Origin of the sequence: Paenibacillus sp. 2RAB27, assembly GCF_052115445.1 — a bacterium.
Classification (GTDB): Bacteria; Bacillota; Bacilli; order Paenibacillales; family NBRC-103111; genus Paenibacillus_E.
In genome coordinates, this window is sequence record NZ_JBFRGR010000014.1 from 44,693 (window position 1) to 69,122 (window position 24,430).

Genomic DNA, 24,430 nt, shown 5'->3' on the forward strand with positions numbered 1-24,430 from the left:
CTCTGTGCCTCCTAAAGTTAAAACTTGTTTCGAACGTGTACTCTATTTATACAATTCTTTTTGTTCTTCCAAATGTGAAGGTGTAACTTCGAACATGGAGTCGATCAAACCAGCGACTGTCATTTTCTCTGTTTCTTCTGCTTTTTTGATGTGCTCAGCAACAGTAGCTTTCGCTTCTTCCTTCACTTGAGCTTCAATTTCTTCGTTCCAAAGACCTTTCTTCGTCAAGAACAAACGCATGCGCGTAAGTGGATCTCTTGGCTCCCAATCGGACTCTTCATCTTTGGTACGGTATTTCGTAGTATCATCCGCCAAGGAATGCGGACGGTAACGGTACGTCAACGCTTCGATCAACGTAGCGCCTTCGCCTCTGCGTCCTCTTTCAGCAGCTTCAGTAACTGCTTGAACAACAGCTAGAACGTCCATGCCGTCTACTTGCACGCCTTTGATACCCGCAGCAACGGATTTATGTGCAACAGAAAGTGCTCCTGTTTGTTTCGAATATGGTGTTGTAATCGCGTAACCATTGTTTTGTACAAAGTAAATGACAGGCAACTTAAATGCGCCTGCAAAGTTCATACCTTCGTAGAAATCGCCTTCGGAGCTTCCGCCGTCACCTGTGTACGTGATTGCTACACGCGGTTGGTTGCGCTTTTTGAAAGCCATCGCTACGCCTGTTGCGTGAAGAATTTGTGCGCCGATAATAATTTGCGGCATTAGTACGTGAACATCTTGCGGAATTTGTCCGCCATGTTGATGACCGCGGGAATACAAGAATGCTTGATAAAGCGGAAGACCGTGCCATACCAATTGCGGCATATCGCGGTAACCTGGGCAAATGAAATCATCTTTATTTAGGGCAAATTCACTACCAATCATGGATGCTTCTTGACCAGAAACCGGTGCATAGAAACCAAGACGGCCTTGACGACCTAGATTGACTGCTCTTTCATCCCATACGCGTGTGAATACCATTCTTCTCATTAATTCTCTTAATTGTTCATCGCTAAGCTTCGGCATTTTGTCGGGATTTACGACTGTGCCATCTGGAGCAAGAACCTGCAATGGCTCAACCTTTTCTGTGGTCACTTCATAATTTGCTTGGCTGACAAGTGGCTTACTCATACCATTTCACCTCTTATATGATTTTGGTGCCTACTATCTGAACTTCTGTTATAGTATTATTATAATCCTGTTTTGGTGAATTGTACACCAGTAGTGGCGGGGTATCTCACCTTTTTTACTGTTAGTGAATAGTACAGTTTAACAAAATATATAATACAGTTAATAAGGAAACAACAACTGCTATAATACACCTACCCCAATTGAGAAGGAGATCCACGATGCTTGATGACTCCCGTTTGTATAAGCGTACTATTGTAAAAGATGAAGTAACCTCGAGCCTGCTCGGAGAAAATCGTCCCCTGCGGATCTATCTCCCCCCTGGTTATAACGAACTGCTCTCTTATCCCGTTATTTACTGCCAAGATGGTGAACAGTTCTTTAATTTCGGCAGAATTGCTACAACCCTTACTCGATTAATCCTGGATGAGAATCTGGAGCCTGCCATCGTAGTCGGAGTCGATGTGAATAATGCTAACCGAACATCCGAGTACGCACCTGAAGGAGAGCGTCATGATGCCTACTGTCAATTCTTCGCAGAGGAGCTTCTCCCTTATGTAGAAAGTCGTTATCCCGTCCGTACGGAGCGATCAGAACGCATTCTTGCAGGAGATTCACTTGGTGGAACAGTTTCCTTGCATCTCGCTTTAGATTATCCTAGCCTTTTTTGCCGAGTTATATCCTTGTCAGGCGCATTTTTCGACATAACGCGTGAAAGAATCAAACAAGAAGATGACTTATCTTGGCTTGAGATTTATATGTTGATCGGCACAGATGAAACCGACGTTACAACAGAGCGCGGCACTTTCGATTTCGTCCGGGAAAATAGACTGACTCACACGTTTTTACAAGACAAAAATGCCACGCTTCACTATACAGAGAAACCTGGCAAACATATATGGGGTTTTTGGCAAATTGAACTGCCAGCTACGCTTCATTATTTTTTAGGATGAAATGGCATAGCGATCCTTCATCAGTGTAATCATTTCTTGAATCTGAGAATCGTCGGGATACCCGGCGATTTCCTCAGCTTGAGCAAGCTGAATGCCTCGCTTGTTCATTACTTGTCGTAATTGCTCAACAAACAACTCCACTGTTAACGGCAAGTGCAAACACTCCGCTAAGCTCGACATGCTTTCCTGCACTACAATCGGATAATCGTGTTTGGTTGCTGCTACGGCAGCCCTCTCATAAAATCCACGAGCTAATGCAGCCTTTTCCTCGCCGCGGCCTTCAACGATTAGAAAAGCTTGTACTGAAATGGCCAGTTGCTGTCTGCGTTGTGCAATACCACAAAATTTACGCCCTCCAATGCTCAGATCGAATTCCCCTGGGCAAAATGAACCGATAATTTCCCCTTGGTCAATTCGATCCGTAATGGAAGCCATCACTTCTCGAATCAATCCGACCATCCCATCGAAATCTTTACGATGTTCCATATCTCCCGCTTCCTTCGGGAGCAGCAAAGAAATATTAACGACTCCCTTATCTAAGGGTACAGCTGCTCCGCCAGAATTACGTACAGCGGTATCATACCCTTGGCTTCGCAGCCATTCATCTGCATTCGCAGCGTTTGGCAATCTGCTATCTCTTAATCCCATGACGAACGCACGCGGGTGCCGCCAAATATGTAAGATGGGAGGTGTTCCTTGCCCAATTGCACGGCATAAGAGCTCTTCTAAAGCGAAAGCATATAAAATTGGTTGGGATTCGGTATCATTTGAACGATCTAGCAAGCGTAAGGTTGAAGGCAGTTGGGTCGCCATAAGGTTAGGTCTCCTGAGTTTAGTATGTGTCATCAGCATGGGTAGCCAAATAGGCTTAACATCCATCATACCTGTTATTTGCTGTTTGACAACCCTTGGCTCGCCAAAATGTCCATGATCCCCTTAAATAAAGGAATCGCCTTATTACTTTCAGTTGGGTCCGTATTTTTGATCACAACGGATACGGCATAACGAGGCGTTTCTACAGGCCCATATCCAATGAACCATTGATTCACTTTCTCATGGTTACCATTTTGAATTTGCGCTGTCCCTGACTTACCTGCCAGCTTCCATTTCGCACCTTGCAGGCCTTGACCTGTTCCTTCTGTGACAACCTCTCTCATCCAACTCAGCAAGGTACGACTTGTTGCAGCTGAAATTTTGCCAGCATCAGAAGATAGGCTTTTAACAGGAAACGCCTCCATCTCACGCCCCGTTTGATATTGAATTTCTTGTACAACTCTAGGGGTAAAGCCCTTCCCATCATTCAACAAGGTCACAACCATATTCGAAGCCTGTAGTGGCGTCATTCTGACATCCCTTTGACCAATCGCCGTTTGCATGAGAACCCCCTCATCATTCTCTGGGGTATGTGCAGCAAATAATTGCCCTCTCTCTTCGGAATCAAATTGTTCAAAAGCATCTCTCGTATCTGTTTTCCCTGTCCAGCCTACTTCATTTAGAACACCTAGCTTATTGGCATATTTCTCTAGTTGAGCGGCTGTCAGACGCCTCATGACATTCGCGAATACGATATTACACGATTGCGCATATCCCTCTTCTAAAGTTAAAGGGCCATGACCATCTTTCCGCCAGCAAGTAAAGCCGTACTTCCCGAGCGCGCCTTCACAATCAAACGTTTCCGTAGGCGACACAACTTTCTCATCCAACGCTGCCGCGGCTACAATTGTTTTGAAAATCGAACCAGGCGCCGTCGCCTTGATTGCATAATTGCTCCAATTATTACTGGCTAGATCTACCTGTAAAGGGTTATAGTTCGGCCTGCTCGCCATGGCGATGACATCGCCATGAGCTGCTTCTTGAACAACTGCCGCTCCCTCGCGAATATTCAGCTTATCCATTAGAGCTTCGATTTGCTGCTGCACACGGCTGTCTAAGGTCGTAATTAGCTTCACAGGGTAGAAAGAGTTAGCCGGCGCAATCATCCGTGCGTCCAATCCCGCTAGAGGCCTCTTTCCCGCATCCGTGAAATAGGAAATTGAGGTTTCACCCACACCGCGAAGCCATGCGTCAAATGACTTCTCAAGGCCTGCTCCCCCAATCTTCGAAGTCAGAGCAACTCGCCCTTTTTCCAAATCCGAGCCGTAGATTTGCATCACACGATCTGGATTTTGACCGATAAAGCCAACTAACTGACGCGCTGTCATGCCAGTAGGATAGCGATCTTCCATTTCAACTACCTTAATATTCGCTAAGCCTAATCCATCTATCTCCTTCACTTGCTGGGAACTCAACGAGAGTGCCTTCCCCCCATCTTGCGTCCCCCATACTTGCGGCTCTTTCAAATTATGAGCAAAAGATAACCAACTCTCTTTATTCGTCTTCAAAATACGTGCTAGTTGACTCACTTCCTGCCCATTCATCGCAAATTCGTTATTGATCGGGAATGCAACTAATGCTTTCACAATTTGGCCAGTTAATGGCTGCAGATTACGATCCAGTATCTCGCCTCTTCCACTCTCTAAGACAAGTGCACGCTGCCTTTGAATCACGGAATTTTTCACCAAATTGATTCCTCGTGATGAATAGCTTTCCGTTGCGGCGATTTGGATCCAGAACAGCTTGCCGAATATACCTAGAAATAAAAGCAGAATCAAAAAGAGCATCAAAAACATACGTCTCTTCTCCATCGATGATAATTGATTCTCACTCATGATACGATCCCCTTTTACACGGTTCAAAATGACCTTATTGCTTCCAGTATCGGCATTCTAGCATCAGGGCAAACCGCTTCCACACTGCAAAAACACAAAAAATCCACCCTCCTAATGGAGAGTGGACTCACTTGTGCTATTATACTTCGAATTTGGATAATGTATCGGTCAATGATTGGGACAGTTGATCCAGCTTGTCCGACAATTTCACCAAACCATCACTGATGCTCAGCTGTTCGGAGCTTAGGGATGCAACTTCCTCGGAAGTCGCCAACGATTCCTCAGCAACTGCACTGACATTCGTCATGGCATCCGACAGCACCACTTGTGATTGTTCGAGTGTCGAAATGGAATCACTAACGGTACTCAACTGAACAATAAAGCCACCCATATGATTCGTTACTTGTTTGAAAATCGTATCTGCTTCTTTAACAGCCATAATCTGCTCTTGGAAGATTGGCGTTGCTGTTGAAAGTACTTTAACAGTTTCATCAATCTCACCTTGAATCGTTTCTGTAATTTGCCCAACAACATCGATGGATTGTTTGGACTGATCAGCAAGCTTACGAATTTCATCCGCAACGACCATGAAGCCTTTGCCCGCAGTACCTGCACGTGCCGCTTCAATTGTGGCATTCAAAGACAAGATATTCGTTTGCTTCGAAATGTTATTCAAAAGATCCAAAATTTTACGGATCGAACGTGTACTTTCTTTCAGTTTATCCACTTTATCAACCATGGAGCGGATCATTTCTTCCGTCAGATTCGTTTTGGCAATCAACTCTGACATGTACTTCGTTCCAAGCTCACTGGACGTTTGTACATCCGCTGCCGCAGTTCCCATCTCAAGATTGGCTTCAATAACTTGCTTCATTTGAATGCCGATATGGTGTGTTAGCTCGTTGCCTTTCTCAGACTCCGTCGCCAAACCGCCTGCGCCATTGGAAATCTCATCCGTCGCCACAGCAATCTCTCTTGCCGCTGTTGCCGTAACTTTAGAAGAGTTCGTCAATTCTTGCGCCGTTTCGAATACAGCTTGTGCAGATGTACTCGTGTGCTGTACCAATGTCGTGATCTGCTGCATCATGACGTCAAAGCTTGCACCTAGCTGCCCAATCTCATCCTGAGACTTGTAATTGGCGCGAACTGTCAGCTTACCTTTGGCACCTTGCTGCATCAGGTTGCGCAGATTAATAAGTGGACTACCAATCATTCTAGCTACGATGATACCGATGATGACCGCTGCAATCGCTGCAAAAAATGCGATCAGAAGCGTGTAGTTGAAAATTTTCTTCGCGTCTTTCACTAGCGCACTGACCGGAATATCACCAACTAAGTTCCAGCCCGATACAGCTGATTTGTAGAAAGCTACTAAATGATCATCTTTCGTGATAAATGAACCATGTTCTTCTTCAAACTGTTCCTTCGTAAGTTGGATAGAAGATACTTTGCCAATTTGACTCATATCTTTTAATGCGATATTCATATTTTTCTGATTCGTAATGATGACATTACTGTCATCTCCTAAAGACATACCGCTTAACTCTTTCGTCAAGATGTCTGTGCTCAGCTCAATAACTAGAACAGCTGTTGACGAGTTCGTTAACGTATTACGCATCAGACGGCTGATCGCAAACGTATTCGCGGAGTTGCTTGAGTATCCTTTGGTTTGACTATCTAACCAAGTTACTTTACCCGCGTTTTCTATTGTTGCTTTAAACCACTCTGTCGAAGCTAAATTTTCAGTTGCCGGAGAGCCACCAGCTCCAGTAATCAGAATCAATTTACCATCTGGTCGATACAAATGAAGCGTTTTAATTGATTTGTTGGAGAAGGTCACTACGTTTAATTTCTCTGTCAATTGACGTGTAACATCTAGTGCTTCATAGGAGGATGCCTCCAATTTAGGAACCTTATCAAGTAAATCCTGCAATTCTTTATTCAGCATAATTTGTAACGATACATCATCAAAGGTCTGATACAGGAAATCTAATTTCTGACCTGCTTGTGTCACGGTTTGTAAACTGGATTGGGACACCTTCTCCTTAATAACACTTTTGGAGACGGAATACGAAATCATCCCTACTACAAGAACGAAAAACAAAATACTAATAAAAAACATCAAAAATAACTTCATACCAACTGATTTTACAGGATTTTCGAGCCTAATGTTGCTCGGTCCTTTGAATGCGTATGTACCATTCGGTGAAGCTGATCCACCACCTGCCGTGTCATTTCGACCCCTTCGAACTTGACCAGTTGCTTGAACTACTTTGTTTAAAATGGAGCGCATACCTTGGAGTCTTTTTGTCATTTCGTTCACCACCATTAGTTTCTAATTAACCTTCTTTTGAATGCTTACTCAAATGAAAAGGTTTACATACATTGTTATACATGAAATTCGACATTCATTTCCAATATCCTTTATAAAACGATATAAAAGAATAAAAAAAGCCTTCTCCAATATAACTCACACTGGAGAAAGCTTCCATGGTACTATTTGCCTGTTTTCTTTCGCATCATATCCCATTTTTTTACAGGAGACTCTACTTTTATCTGAACTAGCTGTAAGGGATGTCTAGCTGCGGTTAATTCTTGACCCGCTTCATCTTGGATAACGCCAACTGTTTGTTTAAAATGCGTCCCTTCCGGGCCGAAAAACTCAATTTCTTGGCCAGGCTTGAAATGATTCCTTTGCTGAATAAGGGCAACCCCTGTTTCTTCGTTATACCCCATAACCAATCCAACGAAATCAAAGCCAACAACTTTATCTTCTGGTTCAAAAATGTGATCCTCATGACCTGGCRCTTCATAGAAGAATCCATCGTTCAAAGGTCGATTCGCCGCTTTATGAATTTCGTCCTGCCACACAGGATTGAGCTTGAAATGCTCAGGATCTTCGAAATAAGCATCGATCGCCTGACGATAGGCATTCACGACGGTTGCCACATAGTGAATGCTCTTCATTCTGCCTTCGATCTTAAAGCTATCCACACCCGATTCAATCATATCCGCGATATGATCAATCATGCTTAAATCCTTGGAGCCCATGGTGAATGCATCATCATCCTCTGCAAACATAGGGAAATCCGTTGCCAACGGTGCATCAAGCGGCTGATCCTTCGTGAATAGATCATATTTCCAACGGCACGATTGTGAGCAGCCGCCGCGGTTCGAATCACGATCCGTAAAGTGATTGGACAACACACACCGCCCCGAATACGAACTGCACATGGCGCCATGAATAAAAGCTTCAATTTCAACATCCACATGCGCCTTGATTTCATCGATTTCCTGCATGCTAACCTCACGCGCCAATACGACGCGTTCGATCCCTTGATCTTTCCAGAATTGGACCGTTTGCCAGTTCATCACCGACTGCTGCGTACTAACGTGAACTTCGAGCTCAGGAGCAACCCGTCGACACGTTTCCATGATGATGGGATCTGCAGCGATAATAGCTGAAATACCAACCTCCTGCAGCCCTCGTAGGTACTCATCTAAGCCTTCAATATCCTCATTATGTGCGTAGATATTCGTTGCTACGAATACTTTGGCACCATATTGCTTAGCAAATTCAACGCCTTCACGCATTTCCTCTTTGGAAAAATTGTCGGCGTTCGAACGCAAACCATACTTTTGTCCACCGATATATACCGCATCTGCGCCATAATGAATCGCAAATTTCAGCTTTTCCAAATTACCTGCTGGAGCTAGAAGCTCCGGCTTATCAAGTCTTACACGTTTACCCCTGGCTCGTGCTTCTACGGCTGTCGTCATCTAGGAGTGCACCTTCTTTCTTCGATCAATATACCTGTTCTTTATAGAAAAACCCGAAACTAAGCTCACGTTCAGGATCCTGTAGTTCCACAATCGCATCCAGCCACTCTTGCTGAAACTCATAGCCTTCGGGATTCGCAAGATAAGCATCAATCGCAGCACGATAGCTTCTCACGACCGTTTCATTGTACTGCGATGATTTGAGCAAGCCTTCAATTTTCAAACTATCCACATTTCCGTCGATAAGTTCTGGCAAATTTTCCAGCATACAAAAATCTTCAGAACTCATAATGTGCGTGCCATTGCAATCCTCGTAAACAGGATAACGTTGGTCGCGTCGTTCGTGTTCAATGAGGAATAGTCCTCGTCCTTTCGAACGGTCCGCTTCCGGCGTTGTTCCTTGATGTGCCATATAATTTTTGACAAGCTCACGCTTGGAGTGATAAATGTTCGTAATTCCATGCACTTGAACTTCAACAGGAATCTCTGACTTCGCTTTAAAATCAAGCACCTGCTCCATATTCAACTCTCTCGCGAGTACAACGCGAACTGCCCCTTGCTTCCCCCAATAATTCGCGGTTGCATAATTCGTTGAAGTCATTTCCGCATTCCAATGAAGCGGCAGCGACTCCGGTAATTGACGAACCGTCATGAGGACAGCTGGATCTCCGAAAATAATAGCATCAACACCATTTGCCTGCAGGGCGGCTAAGTACTCTTTTAAACTTTCGAGTGTTTGATTGTCCATAATATTGTTAACCGCGACATACACTTTCGCTTTCCGTTCGTGAGCCCATGCGACGGCTTCCCCGATCTCATTCAGCTTCACCTCGCCTGGCAGTCGAAGTCCATAGCGATCTTCCCCTATAATAACGGCATCTGCACCTGCAAGGATCATTTGTTTCAAATCAGCGATTGAACCACAGCTGATGACTAATTCTGGTTTATTCACGTGCTTACCTACCTTCTGTCAACTTAATTCGTGGCCTTCTTACTATTGGCAATATTCTTCTTATGCTCTTCAAAGGTTTCTGCAAACAAATGCCCCATAGTTCCATCCTTCTTCGTCACATAGAAAACATATTTCGTTTCCTCCGGATAGATCGCGGCCTTAATCGAGGCTAGACTAGGACTCGCAATCGGACCTGGTGGCAAGCCAGTATTCAAATACGTGTTATATGGACTCTCGATTTGAAGATCCTTTTCCAATAAACGCTCCTTTGACTTATCGAATAAATACTGTACCGTCGCATCGATCTGAAGCGGCATGTTCATTTTCAAACGATTCACGATGACCCCGGAAACAGTAGCACGCTCCGAATCAACAACAACCTCCCGCTCAATCAACGAAGCAATCGTCAGCATCTGGTGTATCGAGAGATTACGAGCCTTTAACTTGTCCTTCCAGTCAGGTGGAAGCGTCGCGAGCATCTTGTCTAGTTGGTCTAATGAACGTTCGACAAACTCCTTTTCGGTAGAGCCTTTCTTAAATTCGTACGTTTCAGGGAATATATATCCCTCTAGTCGGTGTCTGATATTTTTAGTGTCCGGAATTGATAGCGTTGATTCAGATTTAAAGCCCGCAGGATCATCGACAAGCCCCAGAAACGTTTCTTTCTTCCAAGTGCTCTGTTCGCTCACTTTCGTGGCGATCTGCTCAATTGTAAAGCCCTCAGGAATCGTGATGCGAATCATTTCTTCCTTCACAACATCTCCCTTGTTGAGCTTATCAATCATTGCTTCAAATGTCATACCTGGCTTCATCGCATATTCACCAGCTTGAAATTTGGAGCCCTGCTTTTTAAACTTTAAATAGTACGTGAAAATGGAGGAATTCTTAATGAGACCTTTGGTTTCTAATTCATCTGCGATCTGTATCGAGCTGGAGCCTTGCGGAATCGATACACGGACCTCTTGGTCAGTAGCATCAACTGGCTGCAGCGCACTTGCAATAAACAATCCAATGCCACCCGCTGTACCGAGAACAAGCAACACAACGATGCTAAAGCTAATCAATACCCATTTCAACACTTTACGCTTAGGCTTCTGTAATTCTTCTAGCTCATCATCCATATTCACAACGCTTCGATTCCTCCTAAGAACATCCCTCATCAAGCCTTTGCTGTAGCTTCCCTTACTAGCATTAACCATATGCACAACAAAACCGAGCGGATATCATCCGCTCGGTTATCTACTTCTTACAAGTCATCCTGCTCAGGGAAAACCATCTCGTCGTATAACTCAGAAACCGTTTCCCACTCATCATCATCGTCAATGGTAACTAGTTCATATTCACCGTCAGCATTGGAAATGACACGAAAGAGAGCAACTTCCTCTTCCTTCTTCAAGGCTTCCGATTGCATAACAGCATAGGTTTGGTTCTCATAGACGAATTCTTTCAGAAGTTGATACACCGTCGACTCACTTTGGTCGTCAGACAACAGGATATCATCCCCGTAAATTTTGCGCAATACATCAGAAGGTGTTGTCAAACTCATGCTTCTTCTTCCTCATCGAACTCCGCCATTAAGGTGTTGAACGTTTCTTCCACAATATTCCATTCTTCCTCGTCGTCAATGGTGAAAAGCTTCAAATCCTCACCGTCGTCGTCTTCTTCGTAACGGAATGCATACACTTCGTCGGATTCTTCATCTCCGCCGTCTGTAGGCACAACCATCATATATTTCTTATCTGAACCGTCCACTTCGAATTTCATGATAACCTCGAACTCTTCTTCGTTGCCTTCATCGTCCGGGATGTAAATGATTTCTGGTTCTTCTTCACGCAATTCTTCTTTGGACACGTTCAATCACCTCTTCATATTGGCATCCATATACCCTTGTAGAATAAGCTGTGCAGCCATCTTATCAATGACTAACTTCCGTTTCTTCCGGCTTACGTCCGCTTCAAGAAGCGTCCGAGTCGCAGCTACGGTTGTTAAGCGCTCATCCCATAGGTGTACTGGTACACTGATCTTTTGCTCTAATTCTTGCGAAAAGGCAATCGCAATCTCGCCGCGGGGTCCAATCGTATTGTTCATATTCTTGGGCAACCCCACAACAACTTGCGATACGCCATATTCATTAACAATCTGTATAAGCCGTTCAATGTCCTCTCCCGGCTTATTGCGGCGAATCACTTCAAGCCCTTGGGCTGTCCATCCAAGCTCATCGCTTAATGCAACACCAATGGTTTTATCCCCATAATCCAAGCCCATCCATCTCATGCTGGTTCTCTTTTCTTCTATTTGTGTTGACCCAGATAAGCACGAACTAATTCTTCAATCAGTTCATCCCGTTCCCGTTTACGAATGAGGCTTCTCGCATTATTGTGACGCGGAATGTAGGCAGGATCTCCCGAAAGCAAGTAACCAACAATCTGGTTAATCGGATTATACCCTTTTTCCTGAAGAGCATCATACACCGCCAGCAATACATCCTTCGGCGAAGTTTCGATCTCTTCTGCCTTCACATTGAACTTCATCGTTTTGTCCATGGAACTCATCAGGAGCACCCCACTTCCTTGTGACCTTTGTAAAATAATTAAAAAAACTTGCGTTATACATGTGATATATTCTCTATGGTTTTAAAAATTCCTGTCCATTAGAAAAATAATTATACGAATTGGGAAAGCAGCCCTTCGACACTAGCTAACGCCGCTTGCAATTTAGATGCATCCTTACCGCCAGCTTGCGCCATGTCTGGACGACCGCCACCGCTGCCGCCAACAGCCCCCGCGACTTCTTTAATAATTTTACCCRCATGGAAGCCTTTGGAAACCAGATCAGGTGTTACAGCAGCGACTAAATTGACTTTATCTTCTGCAGCTGCGCCGAGAACGATTACAGCCGAACCCAACTTCCCTTTCATTTCATCAACGATGTTACGAAGAGAATCCATATCAGCCGCATTGACTTGCGCTGCCAGAACGGCAACACCTGCAACTTGTTTCACTTGATCCGTAAGCGAGCCTGCCTCAATACGACCAAGCTTTCCACGAAGTGACTCATTCTCACGCGCCAGCTCTTTCAATTGCTGCAAGGTAGCATCAAGGCGTTTCGGAACATCCGTGATGTTCGATTTCAGCAATCCAGCTGCTTCTTTTAACAGTTGCAGTTGACCATCTAAATATTCGTACGCACTGCGTCCAGAAACGGCTTCAATCCGACGTACACCGGAGCCAATTCCTGATTCACTTACAATTTTGAACAAGCCGATTTGACCTGTATTTTGAACGTGACAGCCTCCACAGAGCTCTAAGGAATAATCACCGACTTGTACTACGCGAACGATATCGCCATACTTCTCACCGAACAGCGCCATAGCGCCCATTGCTTTCGCATCTGCGATCGCTTTGAGGGAAATATCTACATTCGTGCCCTTCCAAATTTGTTGATTCACACGTTGTTCTACGTCTTGCAGCTCTTCACTAGTGATAGAGCCAAAATGAGAGAAGTCAAACCGCAAGCGATCTGGTTCAACGAGGGACCCCGCTTGATTAACATGCGTGCCCAACACTTCCTTAAGTGCTTTATGCAGCAAGTGAGTCGCCGTATGGTTCTTAATGATATCCGTACGTGGTGCAGATGCTACTACCGCCTCTATCGAGTCACCTTTGCGAAGTACGCCAGATTCAACAATAACCTTATGTACATGTTGACCATGCGGCGCTTTCATCACATCAACAACCTGTAGAGTTACTTGATCGTTACGAATCGTACCATGATCACTAACTTGACCACCGCTCTCTGCATAGAAAGGCGTACGATCTAGGACAACCTGACAAGTCTCACCAACACCAACAAGCTCCACGAGCTCATTCTCATGCACAATCGCTTCGATATTAGCAGTAACTACCAATTCATTATATCCAACAAATTCGCTTTTAATCGTTAATTCGGACAGGGGTCCGCCTTGAACCTTCATGCCGCCTTCTTTGTTGCTAGCTGCACGGGCGCGATCACGCTGCTCCTTCATCGAAGCATCAAAGCCCGCACGATCAACGGTTAATCCCTTCTCCGACGCAAAGTCCTCCGTCAAATCGAATGGGAAGCCATACGTGTCATAAAGTTTGAAAGCATCAGGTCCGCTGATTTGGTTCGTGCCTGCTTGCTCCGTTTTCTGAACCATCTCGGCAAGAATGATCAACCCGTCGCTCAGCGTCTCATGGAAACGCTCCTCTTCGGTACGGATCACTTTCTCGATGAACTCACGCTTATCTACAACCTCTGGATAGTAAACACCCATGATGTCACCAACCGTTGGCACTAGTTTGAATAAGAACGGTTTATCGAGTCCAAGTACTTTCCCGTAGCGTACTGCCCGGCGCAGCAAACGGCGAATGATATAGCCGCGACCTTCATTGGAAGGAAGAACGCCATCTCCAACGGAGAAAGCTACTGTACGGATATGGTCAGCGATGACTTTAAGTGCCACATCCTGATCTTCATTCGCGTGGTAAGCAACGCCCGTAAGCTCGCACGTTTTCTCAATGATCGGCAAGAACAGGTCGGTATCGAAGTTCGAGTCAACATCCTGAAGAATGGAAGCGAAACGCTCCAACCCTGCGCCTGTATCAATATTTTTATTAGGAAGCGGCGTGTAGCTGCCATCGGAATTATGATTGAACTGTGTGAATACCAAATTCCACACTTCTAGGAAGCGCTCATTTTCCCCACCTGGCCAGCATTCCGGATCCGACAAGTCACCATATTTATCTCCGCGATCGTAGAAAATTTCCGTACAAGGACCACAAGGACCTTCACCAATATCCCAGAAATTATCTTCCTTGAGCTTATAAATACGCTCTTCTGGAATGCCAATCTGTTTGTTCCAAATATCAAAAGCTTCCTCATCATCTTCATGAACGGTTACCGAGATTCGATTCGGATCAAAGCCGATCCATTGCGGATCCGTTAGGAACTCCCAAGCCCAAGGAATAACTTCTTTCTTGAAATAATCACCAATAGAGAAGTTGCCCAGCATTTCAAAAAATGTATGGTGACGACGCGTTTTACCTACATTCTCAATATCATTCGTACGGATACATTTCTGAGCATTCGTAATCCGTGGATTCTCTGGGATTTCACGTCCATCCAGATAGGGCTTTAATGGTGCAATCCCTGCATTAATCCACAATAAAGATGGGTCGTTGTGCGGGACTAACGAGGAGCTCGGCTCAACCTTATGCCCTTTACTCGCGAAAAATTGCAACCACTTCGAACGAATTTCACTTGCTTTCATCTCTGTGAGCCTCCATATTTAGGATAAGTTTACAAAAAACAAAAAACGCCCCTGCAGCTAACAGGGACGAATCATCGCGGTACCACCCTGGTTATTGGTTTCGTGCTTCCTTTGCCTACGGCGTAGAGCGAATCCAATCTCCTTGTGCGGATTTGTAACGGGTCCAACCGGTGGAGTTCATCCACGCTCCGAAACGAGCTTTGGGCCATCCTAGCACCGTAAGGTTCTTCCAGCCGATCTTCGCAGCATTCGCTGCCAAGCGGAACCTCTTCTCTGACGATGAGCTATGGCTTACTAAGTTTCATCAACGCTTTAATTCACATATAGATAAGGCAAATTATAACTTTATGGGGGGTGCCTGTCAATATGAGGGCATTATACTGTAGAATATAGAAATATGGAGGTGTTTTATATGGACATTTCAACACTTACTTTGCTCGGGCTCATCTTCCCCATCTTCGTCTTAATCATTTACATTATGGCGAAAACAGTCATTAGGAAGCAAATTCCGGACAGCCGTTACAATCCGTTTGACTACATAACGGGGCAATCGCATGTCGAATTTCAAGAACAAAAGGAACAAAAAGAAGAAGATGACAGCCAAGGTGATGATAAAGACAAGCATTTGAAATAGTCATGTACTTTCTTTCATTTCATTAGAAAAACACCATTGACAATGATTCTCAATAGACGTATACTAAGTTTATTGATAATGATTTTCATTTTCAAAGTTAACAACTAACAGCAAGTTTATTACTCACTTATTCCGTAGTCCATTTCATGGTTTACGTATGGGCCACAACCTTTTCTAACTCCTCAACCCTCGTGCAAAACCCTTTGGACCATGATCCCGCAAGTCATGGCTCAAGGGGTTTTGTGCGTCTTTTTGCCTGTTTCCTGATCAGCTAGCCTACGTTGTTTGCTTATGAACGAAGTGGATGAACACATGCTGGACGATGACTTTCATTACGGCGAAGAAGGGTACCGCCAAGATCAATCCCACAACTCCAGCTACTTCGCCACCGACAAGCAAGGCGAAAATGATAAACAGCGGATGCATATGCAGCGTTTTACCTACGACTTGTGGCGAAATCACATTCCCCTCGAGAATCTGCACGGTCAAATTGACAAGTGCGACGAACAGCACCATTTTCAACGAGACGGTTGAAGCCATAATAATGGCCGGTGCCGCGCCAAAAAAAGGCCCCATATACGGGATGATATTGAAGATCGCGACTACGCTGGCAAGCAATAACGGGTACGGCATGCCAATCAGCCAGTAGCCCACATATGCTAGCACGCCAATAATCAAGCACACGAGGAGCTGTCCTCGTATATAGTTGCCCAGCGCCGTATCAATGTCCATGAGCAGGGAGACGGTTTTTTTGCGATGCTTCATCGGTACAATGGCTAGCGCGGTTTTCTCGATAATCTGAAAATCTTTCAAGATGTAGAAAGCCAGGAACGGCACGATGAAAGCTATAAACAGCATATTGATCGTCGTCCCAATTTGATTCATGTAATTCGCAACCGCCATGGTAATCTTCGTTTCCAGTTTCCCTATGGAATGATTAAAGCCATTTCGAACACTGTCAGGCAGCAGTTTATTCTGATTGAAGCCATCAACAAGGGACTGTGCTTTCATCGCCATTTGTGGCATATGTTCATTTAATTCAGCCGCTTGCTCTACAAACATAGGTGTCATATTCATAATAATGACCGTCACTGATGTGATAAATACACTATAAATTAGCAATACGGCAATTGTTCGCGGCATTTTGCGTTTGTTCAGAACCGTGACCACAGGATTTAATATATACGAAATGATTATCGCTATAAAAAACGGCATCACGATGGCTTTAATGAATGTGAAAAGGTAAAACAAGATAGGTTTAATCAGCAAAAGCAAATATAACCCGACTAAGATTAATAAGGCATATATGATCCCCACAAACCATTTATTACTCCAAAATCGTTCCATGCTGCCTCCACCTCTGGTCATTTGAATTCAAAGTAACGTTCATACAGTATGTGTACTAGTTGTCCAATTTAATCCTGACTTAGCACCTCATGACAAAAAAGCGTTATTGTTCAAGCGATTCCTCGCCTGACCAATAACGCTTCAACTTGTTAACTTTAGTTCACGTGCTCGTGGATATGAGAAACTTCTTCCTCAAAAAACAAATCATCCAGAGAACTTAACGTACCATCTTCCTCAACTTGATAGACGGACATCTTATCTCCGTTTACGCTGAGTTCAATGAAACAACCCCAACAGTAAAATTGATGGGAACCGATCTTTCCAATATCTTTGGAATTACAGTTTGGACAACGCATCATGCTCACCCTATTCTTCTTTGGATACGAAGAGTTCTTCTACTTCCTGAGCGCAATGTCCAGGCACGATGATTGCATCTTCCCCCATGGTTGCCGATTCTGGCATGGGAAGCCACTTTCGCCCTTCTTTTAAATCAGAAATAAACCCTTCGGACAATTCATAACCTACTATTTGTTTACCCCAATTCTGGTTTAAATAAACATCTTCTACCACGCCTAATTCGTGCCCTCCCACTGTGATGACCGGGAGTCCCTTAATCTTGTCGCTTCCCTCAAGAAAAGCATGGCACTCATTCTTCTGCCCAAATTCGCAAATGACACTATCGTTCGGTATGGTTATAGCATCCTCTCCGGCAGAAACGATTCCCTCCCATGAAATGTATCGTAAGGACGAGAACCATGTCTTCGCTTCGAGTATAATGCCGCTTATGTTCCACGTTGGGTCAATCAGTAAATCCTTTACTTCACCAACTTGCTTGCCCGACTCAACGGTTACAACGGGAAGTCCTATTAATTCATGCGCTCTGCGCAAGCGTAACGCCTCCTAGAACCACCCAGTACTACTTATTACGCAACCGCTGGATAATGGTTGCAACTTTATGGGCAGCCGTTTCGATTTGTTCTTTAGAATTCCCCATTCCAAAGCTAAATCGCACAGCGGAGTGTGTCACATTTTCTGGAAGTTTCATGGCCTGTAAGACATGTGAAACTTCAAGTGAGCCAGACGTGCATGCGGAGCCGCTTGCAGCAGCTACCTGTTCTAAATCAAGGTTCATTAAGAGCGTTTCTGTAGAAACACCTGGAAAAGAAATGTTTAGAATGTGCGGGACATGCCAAGCCTTATGCCCGTTAATCACAAACCCCTCACAGCCCAATTGCTGTTCTAAGATGGAAATCATGTGTTCGCGAAGCCTACTAGCTTGTGTGTAGTTGCGTTCTTGGAGCGGAAGAATGGTTTCAACTGCTTTAGCGAAGCCGGCAATGGCGGGGATGTTTTCAGTTCCAGCTCTTCGCTTGCGTTCTTGTGAACCACCGAATACGTGAGGAAGCAGCTTCGTATGCTTGGAAACGTAGAGGGCACCTGCGCCTTTGGGGCCATAAATTTTGTGGGCAGACAGACTCACGAGATCGACCGGCAGTTCGGCAAGATTCAGGGAAATCTTCCCTAAAGCTTGCACCGCATCGACATGAAAGGTAATGCCAAGTTTACGTGCTAACCGACCAATTTGCTCAATGGGTTGGATAGTCCCTACTTCATTGTTCACATACATCATAGAGATTAAAGCTGTATCGGGACGAATAGCTGCTTCCACATCTTCTATTTGAATAAGTCCATCTGAACCTACTGGGACGTATGTGACTTCAAATCCAAGGCTTTCCAATCGTTCACAGGGATGAAGCACAGCATGATGCTCGATCGCACTTGTCACGATATGCTTTCTGCCAGCTTGCTCCCCATGCATGATCCCAAAGATCGCCATGTTATTGCTTTCTGTTCCGCCGCTTGTAAAGATAAGCTCACCAGGCAAACAGCCTAAGGATTTCGCCATACCGTCACGGAAGCGATTCAACGCAGTTCTTGCCGCACGGCCGAAGCTATGCGTACTGGATGGATTACCATAATTTGCTGTATAGAAAGGCAACATAGCCTCCCATACATGGGCATGTACGGGCGTTGTTGCAGCATGATCAAGATAAATAGGTTCCATGTGTCACCTTAAATGTAAAACATGTAATTATCGTTTTTACCTTTATCCTCAAAAGAAATCAGATTCGCCAATGTCGTGGAGTCCAGCACATCCGCAATACTATCACGAATGCGAATCCACAAGTCACGTTTGGCAGGATCATCTTCTTCCGTAAAATCTACGGGGGAGATCGGTCCTTCAAGTACACGAATGACTTCACCTGCAGTTACCTGCTCGGCAGATTTAGAAAGAATATAACCACCATAAGCTCCGCGAATACTTTTTACTAAACCCGCATTCCGTAAAGGAGCTACAAGCTGCTCAAGATAATGTTCAGAAAGCTGATGTCTCTCAGCAATGCTCTTCAGTGAAGTTGGCCCTTCACCCACTCGGTTAGCTAATTCCATCATGATCGTTAGACCATAACGACCTTTTGTGGAAATTTTCAAAATTAACACCTCATTCAACAAGATATGCCATCATGGAGTCTGTATATATCGCTAAAACTTGAAATGCTTACCAACCTTGCTACCCACACTAAACACCAGGGTTGTCCCTATCTAGGTAAACAGCGTTTCCATTTTTCGCAAAAACATTCCAAAACATCCGTATATCGTATCTATGTTATCACAAAACCCTTGTATTGTGGGGGAAAAACAATGACATTCTCATGAAATATTTCAATTTTGAGCAATTGGCATGTATAATAGTAGTGTTCAAAATGAACAGCTCCAACAAAGTCCAGCAAGATGGAAAAGAGGTTTACGCTATGCAAACAGAAAAACGTGTCATCTTAGGTATGTCTGGAGGTGTCGATTCTTCAGTTGCCGCGCTGCTGCTCAAGGAGCAAGGTTATGAAGTTATTGGCATTTTCATGAAAAACTGGGACGATACTGACGAATTTGGTCATTGTACCGCAGAAGAAGACGCAGAGGATGTCAGACGGGTCTGTGACCAGCTCGACATTCCTTTCTATACAGTTAATTTTGAGAAGCAGTATTACGACAAAGTTTTCGCCTACTTTTTGGACGAGTACACCAAGGGCCGCACGCCAAACCCTGATGTCATGTGCAACCGTGAAATTAAATTCGGGGAATTGCTGCAAAAGGTCCTCGATCTAGGCGGCGACTACATCGCGACTGGACATTACGCACAAGTGAAAGAACAAGACGGTGAATTCGTGTTGATGCGTGGTAATGATTCGAATAAGGATCAAACCTATTTCCTTAACGTCCTTAATCAAAGTCAGCTTGCCAAAGCGATGTTCCCGATCGGTCACTTGCCCAAGTCCAAGGTACGTGAAATTGCTGAAGCAGCTGGTCTTGCAACGGCGAAGAAGAAAGATAGCACCGGGATTTGTTTCATTGGTGAGCGCGACTTCAAGACGTTCCTCAGCCAATACCTCCCTGCTCGCCCAGGCAATATGGTCGATATACGCAATGGTGAAATCAAAGGGCGTCATGATGGGTTAATGTATTACACATTAGGCCAAAGACAAGGCCTTGGGATTGGTGGATCAGGCTCTGGTGAGCCATGGTTCGTTGTGGACAAGAATTTGGAGACGAACGAATTGCTCGTTGTGCAAGGTGAACAGCATCCTGGGCTTTACTCCAAGGGTCTGACAGCAACGAATGTGAACTGGATATCACCGAAAAAGCCAGAAGGTGCCTACACTTGTACAGCGAAATTCCGCTATCGCCAAGCGGATCAAGGCGTTGTGATTACGTTGCAACCCGACGGCAGCTGTGAAGTTGTCTTCGATAAGCCGCAAAAAGCGGTTACGCCAGGCCAATCCGTTGTCTTTTATGATGGTGTGATATGTCTAGGCGGCGGTGTGATTGATAAGGTTCATAAGTAAGAGGGCGAAGATTTGAGCGTAAAGTAGGACAAAAACAAGAAATTAGTGCAAAGATTAGTGTGGAGGAGAATGTGTATGGCTATGAATGAGGTAACGATTAAAGCTGATACGTATGAAGATGTGAAGAGGCTCGTTAAGGAAATTGGTATACTGCCCCTCTCTACATTCATCCCTGAGCATCCTTCTCTTGAATCCTTAACGGTCCATGAGCAATGGCATACAGGACACGAAACAGATCCTTGGTTATGGCGTGATCGCCTTCCAGGTGACGGTCTTGCGGCTTATGGACGATTTTTCGCCAAGAAGCCCTTATTAATTTCTTCTGAGTTATTTCCGTTGATCAAAAACTTATTGGAAGATCCTTATACGGTGGACGAGCGTTATTCGGATGGTGAGCTCTCCAAAGCGGCAGTAGATGTGTATCACGCTATTGCAGGGAATGAAGGCATTGATGTGAAAGCTCTGCGCACTGCGACCGATTTGAAATCGAAAGAATCTAAGAATGAATTTGATCGTGCCTTGATTGACTTGCAGAGCAAAGCTGATATCGTAATTGCGKGGATTAGTGAGCGTCTGAACGCCAATGGTACCAAAAACGGCTGGAACAGCACATGTTATATGACCGCTGCGCATTGGATGGAGCTGCATGGCATTGCGAAAAATACACTGCCAACACCTGAAGCGAAAGCTCAGCTCCGTACGCTGCTACAGGAGCAGTACAGTGAGGCTGCTGGCAAGTATTTAACGAAAATCTTTAAACTGTAATTGGGGAGGAGCACTTAGGTGCTCCTTTTTTGTTGATTGCACATGGTTAATTCAGCTACTACAGCCTCTATTCTATCCCCAAAGGGAACGAGAGTGCGCTATTCCAGCGAAATAAGCTCACTTCGACGTATAAGGGAACGTAGATACACTATTTACCCGAGAAGAGGGCCAAATGGTCAGTTTCGGAACAAATAGCGAACTGTCGTTCCCCTTTCTTGGCAATCAAGGTTATTCTGCACAAATAGCGTCCTTACGATCCCTTTCGAAGATAGGAATAGATTATTGGAACTCTAGTGGGTATCCCCCATTGCTGTTATTTACCGTTCACTATGGCGCATGCAAGCTCCCCTTGTCGCACACGCTAAACTCGAAAGGTGTGAGCGATACTGAGCAAAATCATAGCTATTTTACTCATGTTTGGCTTCAGCTGGGTAGGATCTTCATCTGCACTTGCAGTAGACGCCAACCAACATGGCAATGGCGGTCAAACCGTAAGTGCGCCCATTCAGGACCCCTCTTATGCCAAGTGGAGCCGTCTTGCTTTTCACGAAGCTGGTAAGGTGTATACGTTGCTAGATTACAAATATATCGGAAAGTCCAACGTGGCACCAGGTGTCGTACAACAGCAGTTCCGCTTCTGGGTCAAAAAGGATGGCGCTGAATTCCCACTCATCGTCTCCATTCGTTATGATCCCGTTACAGAAAAGGTATTTACCATTCTTATGGAGCAAGAAAATAGAGGGACTCTACGGATTCTATGAATCTGTAGGCGTCCCTCTTCTTTTATGCTGATTAAGCTTCATCTTCTCTTCTGTGCCTTGATTGGTTGCCGCGAAAATCACTTCATGCTGAATCTCATCCGGCAAGTATTGTTGTCGTACGAAATGCCCTGGGTAATTATGCGGATACATATAACCTTTATGACCAAGCTTCTCTGCACCTTTGTAGTGTGTATCACGCAGATGCAGCGGAACTTCCGCTGATTTCACCCGCTCCATCAACTCCTGTGCACGCATGATGGCGAGCGGAATCGAGTTGGACTTCGGACTTTCCACAGCGAATAAAATTGCCTGGGAAATGATGTACTTCGATTCCGGCCAGCCGATCTTATGGTAGGCGTCCATCGCCGTAACCGACTGAACCATCGCCTGCGGATTGGCGAGTCCGATATCTTCACTGCAAGCGACGATGAGACGCCGCAAGAAGGTCATAGGATCCATGCCGAGCTTCTCGACGGCATAGAGGAACCAGAACAGCGCGGCGTCGCTAGAGCCGCGCACGCTCTTGTGAAAGGCGGACAAGACGTCATACTGCGTCGACTCGTCCGCTTTCACGATCGGGCGGCGGATCGACTCCTCCGCCACCTCGCGCGTGATATGAACCGTGCCGTCCGGTTCAGGTGAAGTCGTCAGCGCTGCGAGCTCCAGCGCGTTCAGGGATCGGCGGATGTCGCCATTGGCCATCTGCCCGATGTGCTGCAGCGCCTCCTCGTCCACGTGGAGGCGCATGAAGCCGAGCCCCTTCACGGGATCGGCGATGGCTCTCCGCATGGCAATGAGCGCATGCTCCGCCGTGAGCGGTTCGAGCTGAAACAGCGTCGAGCGCGACAAGAGGGCCCCGTTCACATGGTGAAAGGGGTTCTCTGTGGTCGCCCCAATGAAGATGAGGATGCCCTGCTCCACAGCAGGAAGCAGCGCATCCTGCCGCGAGGTGTTGAAGCGATGTACTTCGTCCAGAAACAGCGTCGTTTTACGCCCGTACATCGCTTTAGTGCTTTTGGCCAGCTCAATGATTTCACGAACATCCTTCACGGAAGCATCCACTGCATTGAGCTTCATAAATTCGCCTTGGGTCCGATTAGCGATAATGTTCGCTAACGTCGTCTTCCCTGTCCCTGGAGGTCCGTAGAGAAGAATCGAAGTCACTTGATCAGCTTCAATCGCCCGTCGGAGGAGCTTGCCTTTGCCGACAATTTGTTCTTGGCCGATATATTCATCCAATGTCGTTGGCCGCATCCGGTCGGCGAGCAGCTTGCCCACTGGATCTTGGGATGACGCATATGTAAACAAATCCATGATTAGTTTCCTTTACTTGGTGCTAAAAGTTGGTCTGTCCATTATACCTTGCCTGGATTGGCATGTCATGTCTAGTCAAATAAAAAACTCCTTCCAATGCGAAAAAAGGGACACCCATTTTCACGGGCATCCCTCATTGCTAAGATTACTTCTTCCCACCAATCGCAAGCAAATCCTTCACAGCTGCACTCACCATGATAAGCCCCGCTACAGGAGGTACAAAAGAATTACTCGCAGGCGGCTGCTGCGCCTTACGTCTATCAGGTGCATCTGCAGGCACGATTTGCTCTGTAACGTCTTCCCGTGGCTTCATTGGCTCTTCCATCGAGAATACGACCTTCACGCCCTTCTTGATGCCTTCCTTGCGCAATCGTTGACGAATCACGCGGGCGATCGGATCCATACTTGTCTTCGAAATATCAGCAATTCTAAATTGCGTAGGGTCCATTTTATTGGCTGCACCCATACAAGAAATCATCGGAATTTTGCGTTCAAGACATTGCTTGATCAGATGAATCTTGTAGGAAATCGTATCACTTGCGTCGAGTACATAGTCGATCGGATAAGCGAATACTTGCTCATACGTTTCTTCTGTATAGAACATCCGGAGAGAAATAACGTCACACTCGGGGTTTATCAAAAGGATACGGTCTCTCATCAGATCAGCCTTAGGCTGACCTACAGTTGTCGTAAGCGCATGGATCTGACGGTTAATATTCGTGATATCGACAACATCCTTGTCGATTAGAATTAAGCGTCCAACGCCAGATCTTGCCAAAGCTTCAGCCGCTATGGAGCCGACACCGCCAATACCGAGTACAACAACGGTACTATTTTTCATTATTTCTAGACCCTCAGGTCCAATCGATAGTTCAGTGCGCGAAAATTGGTGAAGCATGGGA

At 45.3% G+C, this 24,430-nt stretch carries 25 protein-coding genes; 5 read left to right on the forward strand and 20 right to left on the reverse strand.

The window, feature by feature from the left end:
- Positions 1 to 42: 42 nt before the first annotated feature.
- Positions 43 to 1,125 carry a pyruvate dehydrogenase (acetyl-transferring) E1 component subunit alpha gene (gene pdhA, locus AB4114_RS19275; protein ID WP_441989938.1) on the reverse strand — a complete coding sequence of 361 codons (1,083 nt, stop codon included), beginning with the start codon at positions 1,123 to 1,125 and terminating at the stop codon, positions 43 to 45.
- Positions 1,126 to 1,343: 218 nt separating this feature from the next.
- On the opposite strand from pdhA, the gene AB4114_RS19280 reads away from it, so the two are divergent.
- The gene (locus AB4114_RS19280; RefSeq protein WP_441989939.1) at positions 1,344 to 2,075 is read left to right on the forward strand and encodes an alpha/beta hydrolase; all 732 of its coding nucleotides are present in this window, start codon (positions 1,344 to 1,346) and stop codon (positions 2,073 to 2,075) included.
- On the opposite strand, the gene AB4114_RS19285 is transcribed toward AB4114_RS19280, so the two are convergent.
- The 12 genes from AB4114_RS19285 to AB4114_RS19340 form a co-directional block, all read right to left on the reverse strand.
- A complete protein-coding gene (locus AB4114_RS19285) occupies positions 2,067 to 2,888 on the reverse strand; it encodes a lipoate--protein ligase family protein (protein ID WP_441989940.1) in 822 nt (273 codons plus the stop codon). The genes AB4114_RS19280 and AB4114_RS19285 overlap by 9 nt on opposite strands.
- Before the next feature lie 74 nt (positions 2,889 to 2,962).
- On the reverse strand, positions 2,963 to 4,783 hold the full coding sequence (locus tag AB4114_RS19290; RefSeq protein WP_441989941.1) for a peptidoglycan D,D-transpeptidase FtsI family protein: 1,821 nt from the start codon (positions 4,781 to 4,783) through the stop codon (positions 2,963 to 2,965).
- A gap of 139 nt (positions 4,784 to 4,922) precedes the next feature.
- On the reverse strand, positions 4,923 to 7,097 hold the full coding sequence (locus AB4114_RS19295) for a methyl-accepting chemotaxis protein (RefSeq protein ID WP_441989942.1): 2,175 nt from the start codon (positions 7,095 to 7,097) through the stop codon (positions 4,923 to 4,925).
- Between the two features lie 182 nt (positions 7,098 to 7,279).
- The gene (locus tag AB4114_RS19300) at positions 7,280 to 8,563 is read right to left on the reverse strand and encodes a peptidase U32 family protein (protein WP_441989943.1); all 1,284 of its coding nucleotides are present in this window, start codon (positions 8,561 to 8,563) and stop codon (positions 7,280 to 7,282) included.
- A 25-nt stretch (positions 8,564 to 8,588) separates the two neighbouring features.
- A complete protein-coding gene (locus AB4114_RS19305; protein ID WP_441989944.1) occupies positions 8,589 to 9,515 on the reverse strand; it encodes a peptidase U32 family protein in 927 nt (308 codons plus the stop codon).
- A gap of 23 nt (positions 9,516 to 9,538) precedes the next feature.
- Positions 9,539 to 10,636 carry an endolytic transglycosylase MltG gene (gene mltG / locus AB4114_RS19310; RefSeq protein WP_441990029.1) on the reverse strand — a complete coding sequence of 366 codons (1,098 nt, stop codon included), beginning with the start codon at positions 10,634 to 10,636 and terminating at the stop codon, positions 9,539 to 9,541.
- A gap of 125 nt (positions 10,637 to 10,761) precedes the next feature.
- The gene (locus AB4114_RS19315) at positions 10,762 to 11,061 is read right to left on the reverse strand and encodes a DUF1292 domain-containing protein (RefSeq protein WP_171632067.1); all 300 of its coding nucleotides are present in this window, start codon (positions 11,059 to 11,061) and stop codon (positions 10,762 to 10,764) included.
- On the reverse strand, positions 11,058 to 11,366 hold the full coding sequence (locus AB4114_RS19320) for a DUF1292 domain-containing protein (protein ID WP_056610485.1): 309 nt from the start codon (positions 11,364 to 11,366) through the stop codon (positions 11,058 to 11,060). Before AB4114_RS19320 ends, AB4114_RS19315 begins: the two co-directional genes overlap by 4 nt.
- Before the next feature lie 6 nt (positions 11,367 to 11,372).
- On the reverse strand, positions 11,373 to 11,789 hold the full coding sequence (gene ruvX, locus AB4114_RS19325; protein WP_056610483.1) for a Holliday junction resolvase RuvX: 417 nt from the start codon (positions 11,787 to 11,789) through the stop codon (positions 11,373 to 11,375).
- Between the two features lie 17 nt (positions 11,790 to 11,806).
- The gene (locus AB4114_RS19330; protein WP_028555746.1) at positions 11,807 to 12,067 is read right to left on the reverse strand and encodes an IreB family regulatory phosphoprotein; all 261 of its coding nucleotides are present in this window, start codon (positions 12,065 to 12,067) and stop codon (positions 11,807 to 11,809) included.
- Between the two features lie 110 nt (positions 12,068 to 12,177).
- Complete coding sequence (gene alaS, locus AB4114_RS19335) at positions 12,178 to 14,805, reverse strand: alanine--tRNA ligase (protein WP_441989945.1); 2,628 nt, start codon at positions 14,803 to 14,805, stop codon at positions 12,178 to 12,180.
- A gap of 115 nt (positions 14,806 to 14,920) precedes the next feature.
- Positions 14,921 to 15,064, reverse strand: coding sequence for a hypothetical protein (locus AB4114_RS19340; RefSeq protein WP_441989946.1), 144 nt, complete (start codon positions 15,062 to 15,064; stop codon positions 14,921 to 14,923).
- 153 nt (positions 15,065 to 15,217) lie between these two features.
- On the opposite strand from AB4114_RS19340, the gene AB4114_RS19345 reads away from it, so the two are divergent.
- Positions 15,218 to 15,439, forward strand: a complete 222-nt coding sequence (locus AB4114_RS19345) for a DUF3951 domain-containing protein (RefSeq protein ID WP_171632072.1) — start codon at positions 15,218 to 15,220, stop codon at positions 15,437 to 15,439.
- A gap of 276 nt (positions 15,440 to 15,715) precedes the next feature.
- Here AB4114_RS19345 and AB4114_RS19350 read toward each other — a convergent pair whose 3' ends face one another.
- The 5 genes from AB4114_RS19350 to cymR all read right to left on the reverse strand — a co-directional run bounded on the left by AB4114_RS19350 (position 15,716) and on the right by cymR (position 19,279).
- The gene (locus tag AB4114_RS19350) at positions 15,716 to 16,786 is read right to left on the reverse strand and encodes an AI-2E family transporter (RefSeq protein WP_441989947.1); all 1,071 of its coding nucleotides are present in this window, start codon (positions 16,784 to 16,786) and stop codon (positions 15,716 to 15,718) included.
- 155 nt (positions 16,787 to 16,941) lie between these two features.
- Positions 16,942 to 17,145, reverse strand: coding sequence for a hypothetical protein (locus AB4114_RS19355; protein WP_028555750.1), 204 nt, complete (start codon positions 17,143 to 17,145; stop codon positions 16,942 to 16,944).
- Positions 17,146 to 17,152: 7 nt separating this feature from the next.
- Entirely contained in the window at positions 17,153 to 17,674 is a 522-nt protein-coding gene (locus AB4114_RS19360) for a PRC-barrel domain-containing protein (RefSeq protein ID WP_441989948.1), read from the reverse strand.
- 28 nt (positions 17,675 to 17,702) lie between these two features.
- Entirely contained in the window at positions 17,703 to 18,851 is a 1,149-nt protein-coding gene (locus AB4114_RS19365) for a cysteine desulfurase family protein (protein WP_441989949.1), read from the reverse strand.
- 8 nt (positions 18,852 to 18,859) lie between these two features.
- Positions 18,860 to 19,279: a cysteine metabolism transcriptional regulator CymR gene (cymR, locus tag AB4114_RS19370; protein ID WP_056610615.1), complete on the reverse strand. Its 420-nt coding sequence runs from the start codon at positions 19,277 to 19,279 to the stop codon at positions 18,860 to 18,862.
- A gap of 320 nt (positions 19,280 to 19,599) precedes the next feature.
- Between cymR and mnmA the strand changes: the two genes are divergently transcribed.
- From mnmA to AB4114_RS19385, 3 genes are all read left to right on the forward strand, one after another.
- On the forward strand, positions 19,600 to 20,688 hold the full coding sequence (gene mnmA, locus AB4114_RS19375) for a tRNA 2-thiouridine(34) synthase MnmA (RefSeq protein ID WP_441989950.1): 1,089 nt from the start codon (positions 19,600 to 19,602) through the stop codon (positions 20,686 to 20,688).
- A 75-nt stretch (positions 20,689 to 20,763) separates the two neighbouring features.
- Positions 20,764 to 21,453 carry an AlkZ-related protein gene (locus AB4114_RS19380; RefSeq protein ID WP_441989951.1) on the forward strand — a complete coding sequence of 230 codons (690 nt, stop codon included), beginning with the start codon at positions 20,764 to 20,766 and terminating at the stop codon, positions 21,451 to 21,453.
- Between the two features lie 413 nt (positions 21,454 to 21,866).
- Positions 21,867 to 22,214, forward strand: a complete 348-nt coding sequence (locus tag AB4114_RS19385) for a DUF3889 domain-containing protein (RefSeq protein WP_441989952.1) — start codon at positions 21,867 to 21,869, stop codon at positions 22,212 to 22,214.
- Here the strand turns inward: AB4114_RS19385 and AB4114_RS19390 are convergent.
- Positions 22,209 to 23,528, reverse strand: coding sequence for a replication-associated recombination protein A (locus tag AB4114_RS19390; RefSeq protein WP_441989953.1), 1,320 nt, complete (start codon positions 23,526 to 23,528; stop codon positions 22,209 to 22,211). The two genes, AB4114_RS19385 and AB4114_RS19390, sit on opposite strands and share 6 nt — an antisense overlap.
- Before the next feature lie 145 nt (positions 23,529 to 23,673).
- Positions 23,674 to 24,426, reverse strand: coding sequence for a tRNA threonylcarbamoyladenosine dehydratase (locus AB4114_RS19395; RefSeq protein WP_441989954.1), 753 nt, complete (start codon positions 24,424 to 24,426; stop codon positions 23,674 to 23,676).
- Positions 24,427 to 24,430: the final 4 nt, after the last annotated feature.

Excerpts from the sequence above, each read along its gene's own strand:
- pdhA (WP_441989938.1), bottom strand. The coding sequence starts at position 1,125 with ATGAGTAAGCCACTTGTCAGCCAAGCAAATTATGAAGTGACCACAGAA.
- AB4114_RS19280 (WP_441989939.1), top strand. The coding sequence starts at position 1,344 with ATGCTTGATGACTCCCGTTTGTATAAGCGTACTATTGTAAAAGATGAA.
- AB4114_RS19285 (WP_441989940.1), bottom strand. The coding sequence starts at position 2,888 with ATGGCGACCCAACTGCCTTCAACCTTACGCTTGCTAGATCGTTCAAAT.
- AB4114_RS19290 (WP_441989941.1), bottom strand. The coding sequence starts at position 4,783 with ATGAGTGAGAATCAATTATCATCGATGGAGAAGAGACGTATGTTTTTG.
- AB4114_RS19295 (WP_441989942.1), bottom strand. The coding sequence starts at position 7,097 with ATGACAAAAAGACTCCAAGGTATGCGCTCCATTTTAAACAAAGTAGTT.
- mltG (WP_441990029.1), bottom strand. The coding sequence starts at position 10,636 with ATGGATGATGAGCTAGAAGAATTACAGAAGCCTAAGCGTAAAGTGTTG.
- AB4114_RS19315 (WP_171632067.1), bottom strand. The coding sequence starts at position 11,061 with ATGAGTTTGACAACACCTTCTGATGTATTGCGCAAAATTTACGGGGAT.
- ruvX (WP_056610483.1), bottom strand. The coding sequence starts at position 11,789 with ATGAGATGGATGGGCTTGGATTATGGGGATAAAACCATTGGTGTTGCA.
- AB4114_RS19330 (WP_028555746.1), bottom strand. The coding sequence starts at position 12,067 with ATGAGTTCCATGGACAAAACGATGAAGTTCAATGTGAAGGCAGAAGAG.
- AB4114_RS19345 (WP_171632072.1), top strand. The coding sequence starts at position 15,218 with ATGGACATTTCAACACTTACTTTGCTCGGGCTCATCTTCCCCATCTTC.
- AB4114_RS19350 (WP_441989947.1), bottom strand. The coding sequence starts at position 16,786 with ATGGAACGATTTTGGAGTAATAAATGGTTTGTGGGGATCATATATGCC.
- AB4114_RS19355 (WP_028555750.1), bottom strand. The coding sequence starts at position 17,145 with ATGATGCGTTGTCCAAACTGTAATTCCAAAGATATTGGAAAGATCGGT.
- AB4114_RS19365 (WP_441989949.1), bottom strand. The coding sequence starts at position 18,851 with ATGGAACCTATTTATCTTGATCATGCTGCAACAACGCCCGTACATGCC.
- mnmA (WP_441989950.1), top strand. The coding sequence starts at position 19,600 with ATGCAAACAGAAAAACGTGTCATCTTAGGTATGTCTGGAGGTGTCGAT.
- AB4114_RS19385 (WP_441989952.1), top strand. The coding sequence starts at position 21,867 with ATGTTTGGCTTCAGCTGGGTAGGATCTTCATCTGCACTTGCAGTAGAC.
- AB4114_RS19390 (WP_441989953.1), bottom strand. The coding sequence starts at position 23,528 with ATGGATTTGTTTACATATGCGTCATCCCAAGATCCAGTGGGCAAGCTG.
- AB4114_RS19395 (WP_441989954.1), bottom strand. The coding sequence starts at position 24,426 with ATGCTTCACCAATTTTCGCGCACTGAACTATCGATTGGACCTGAGGGT.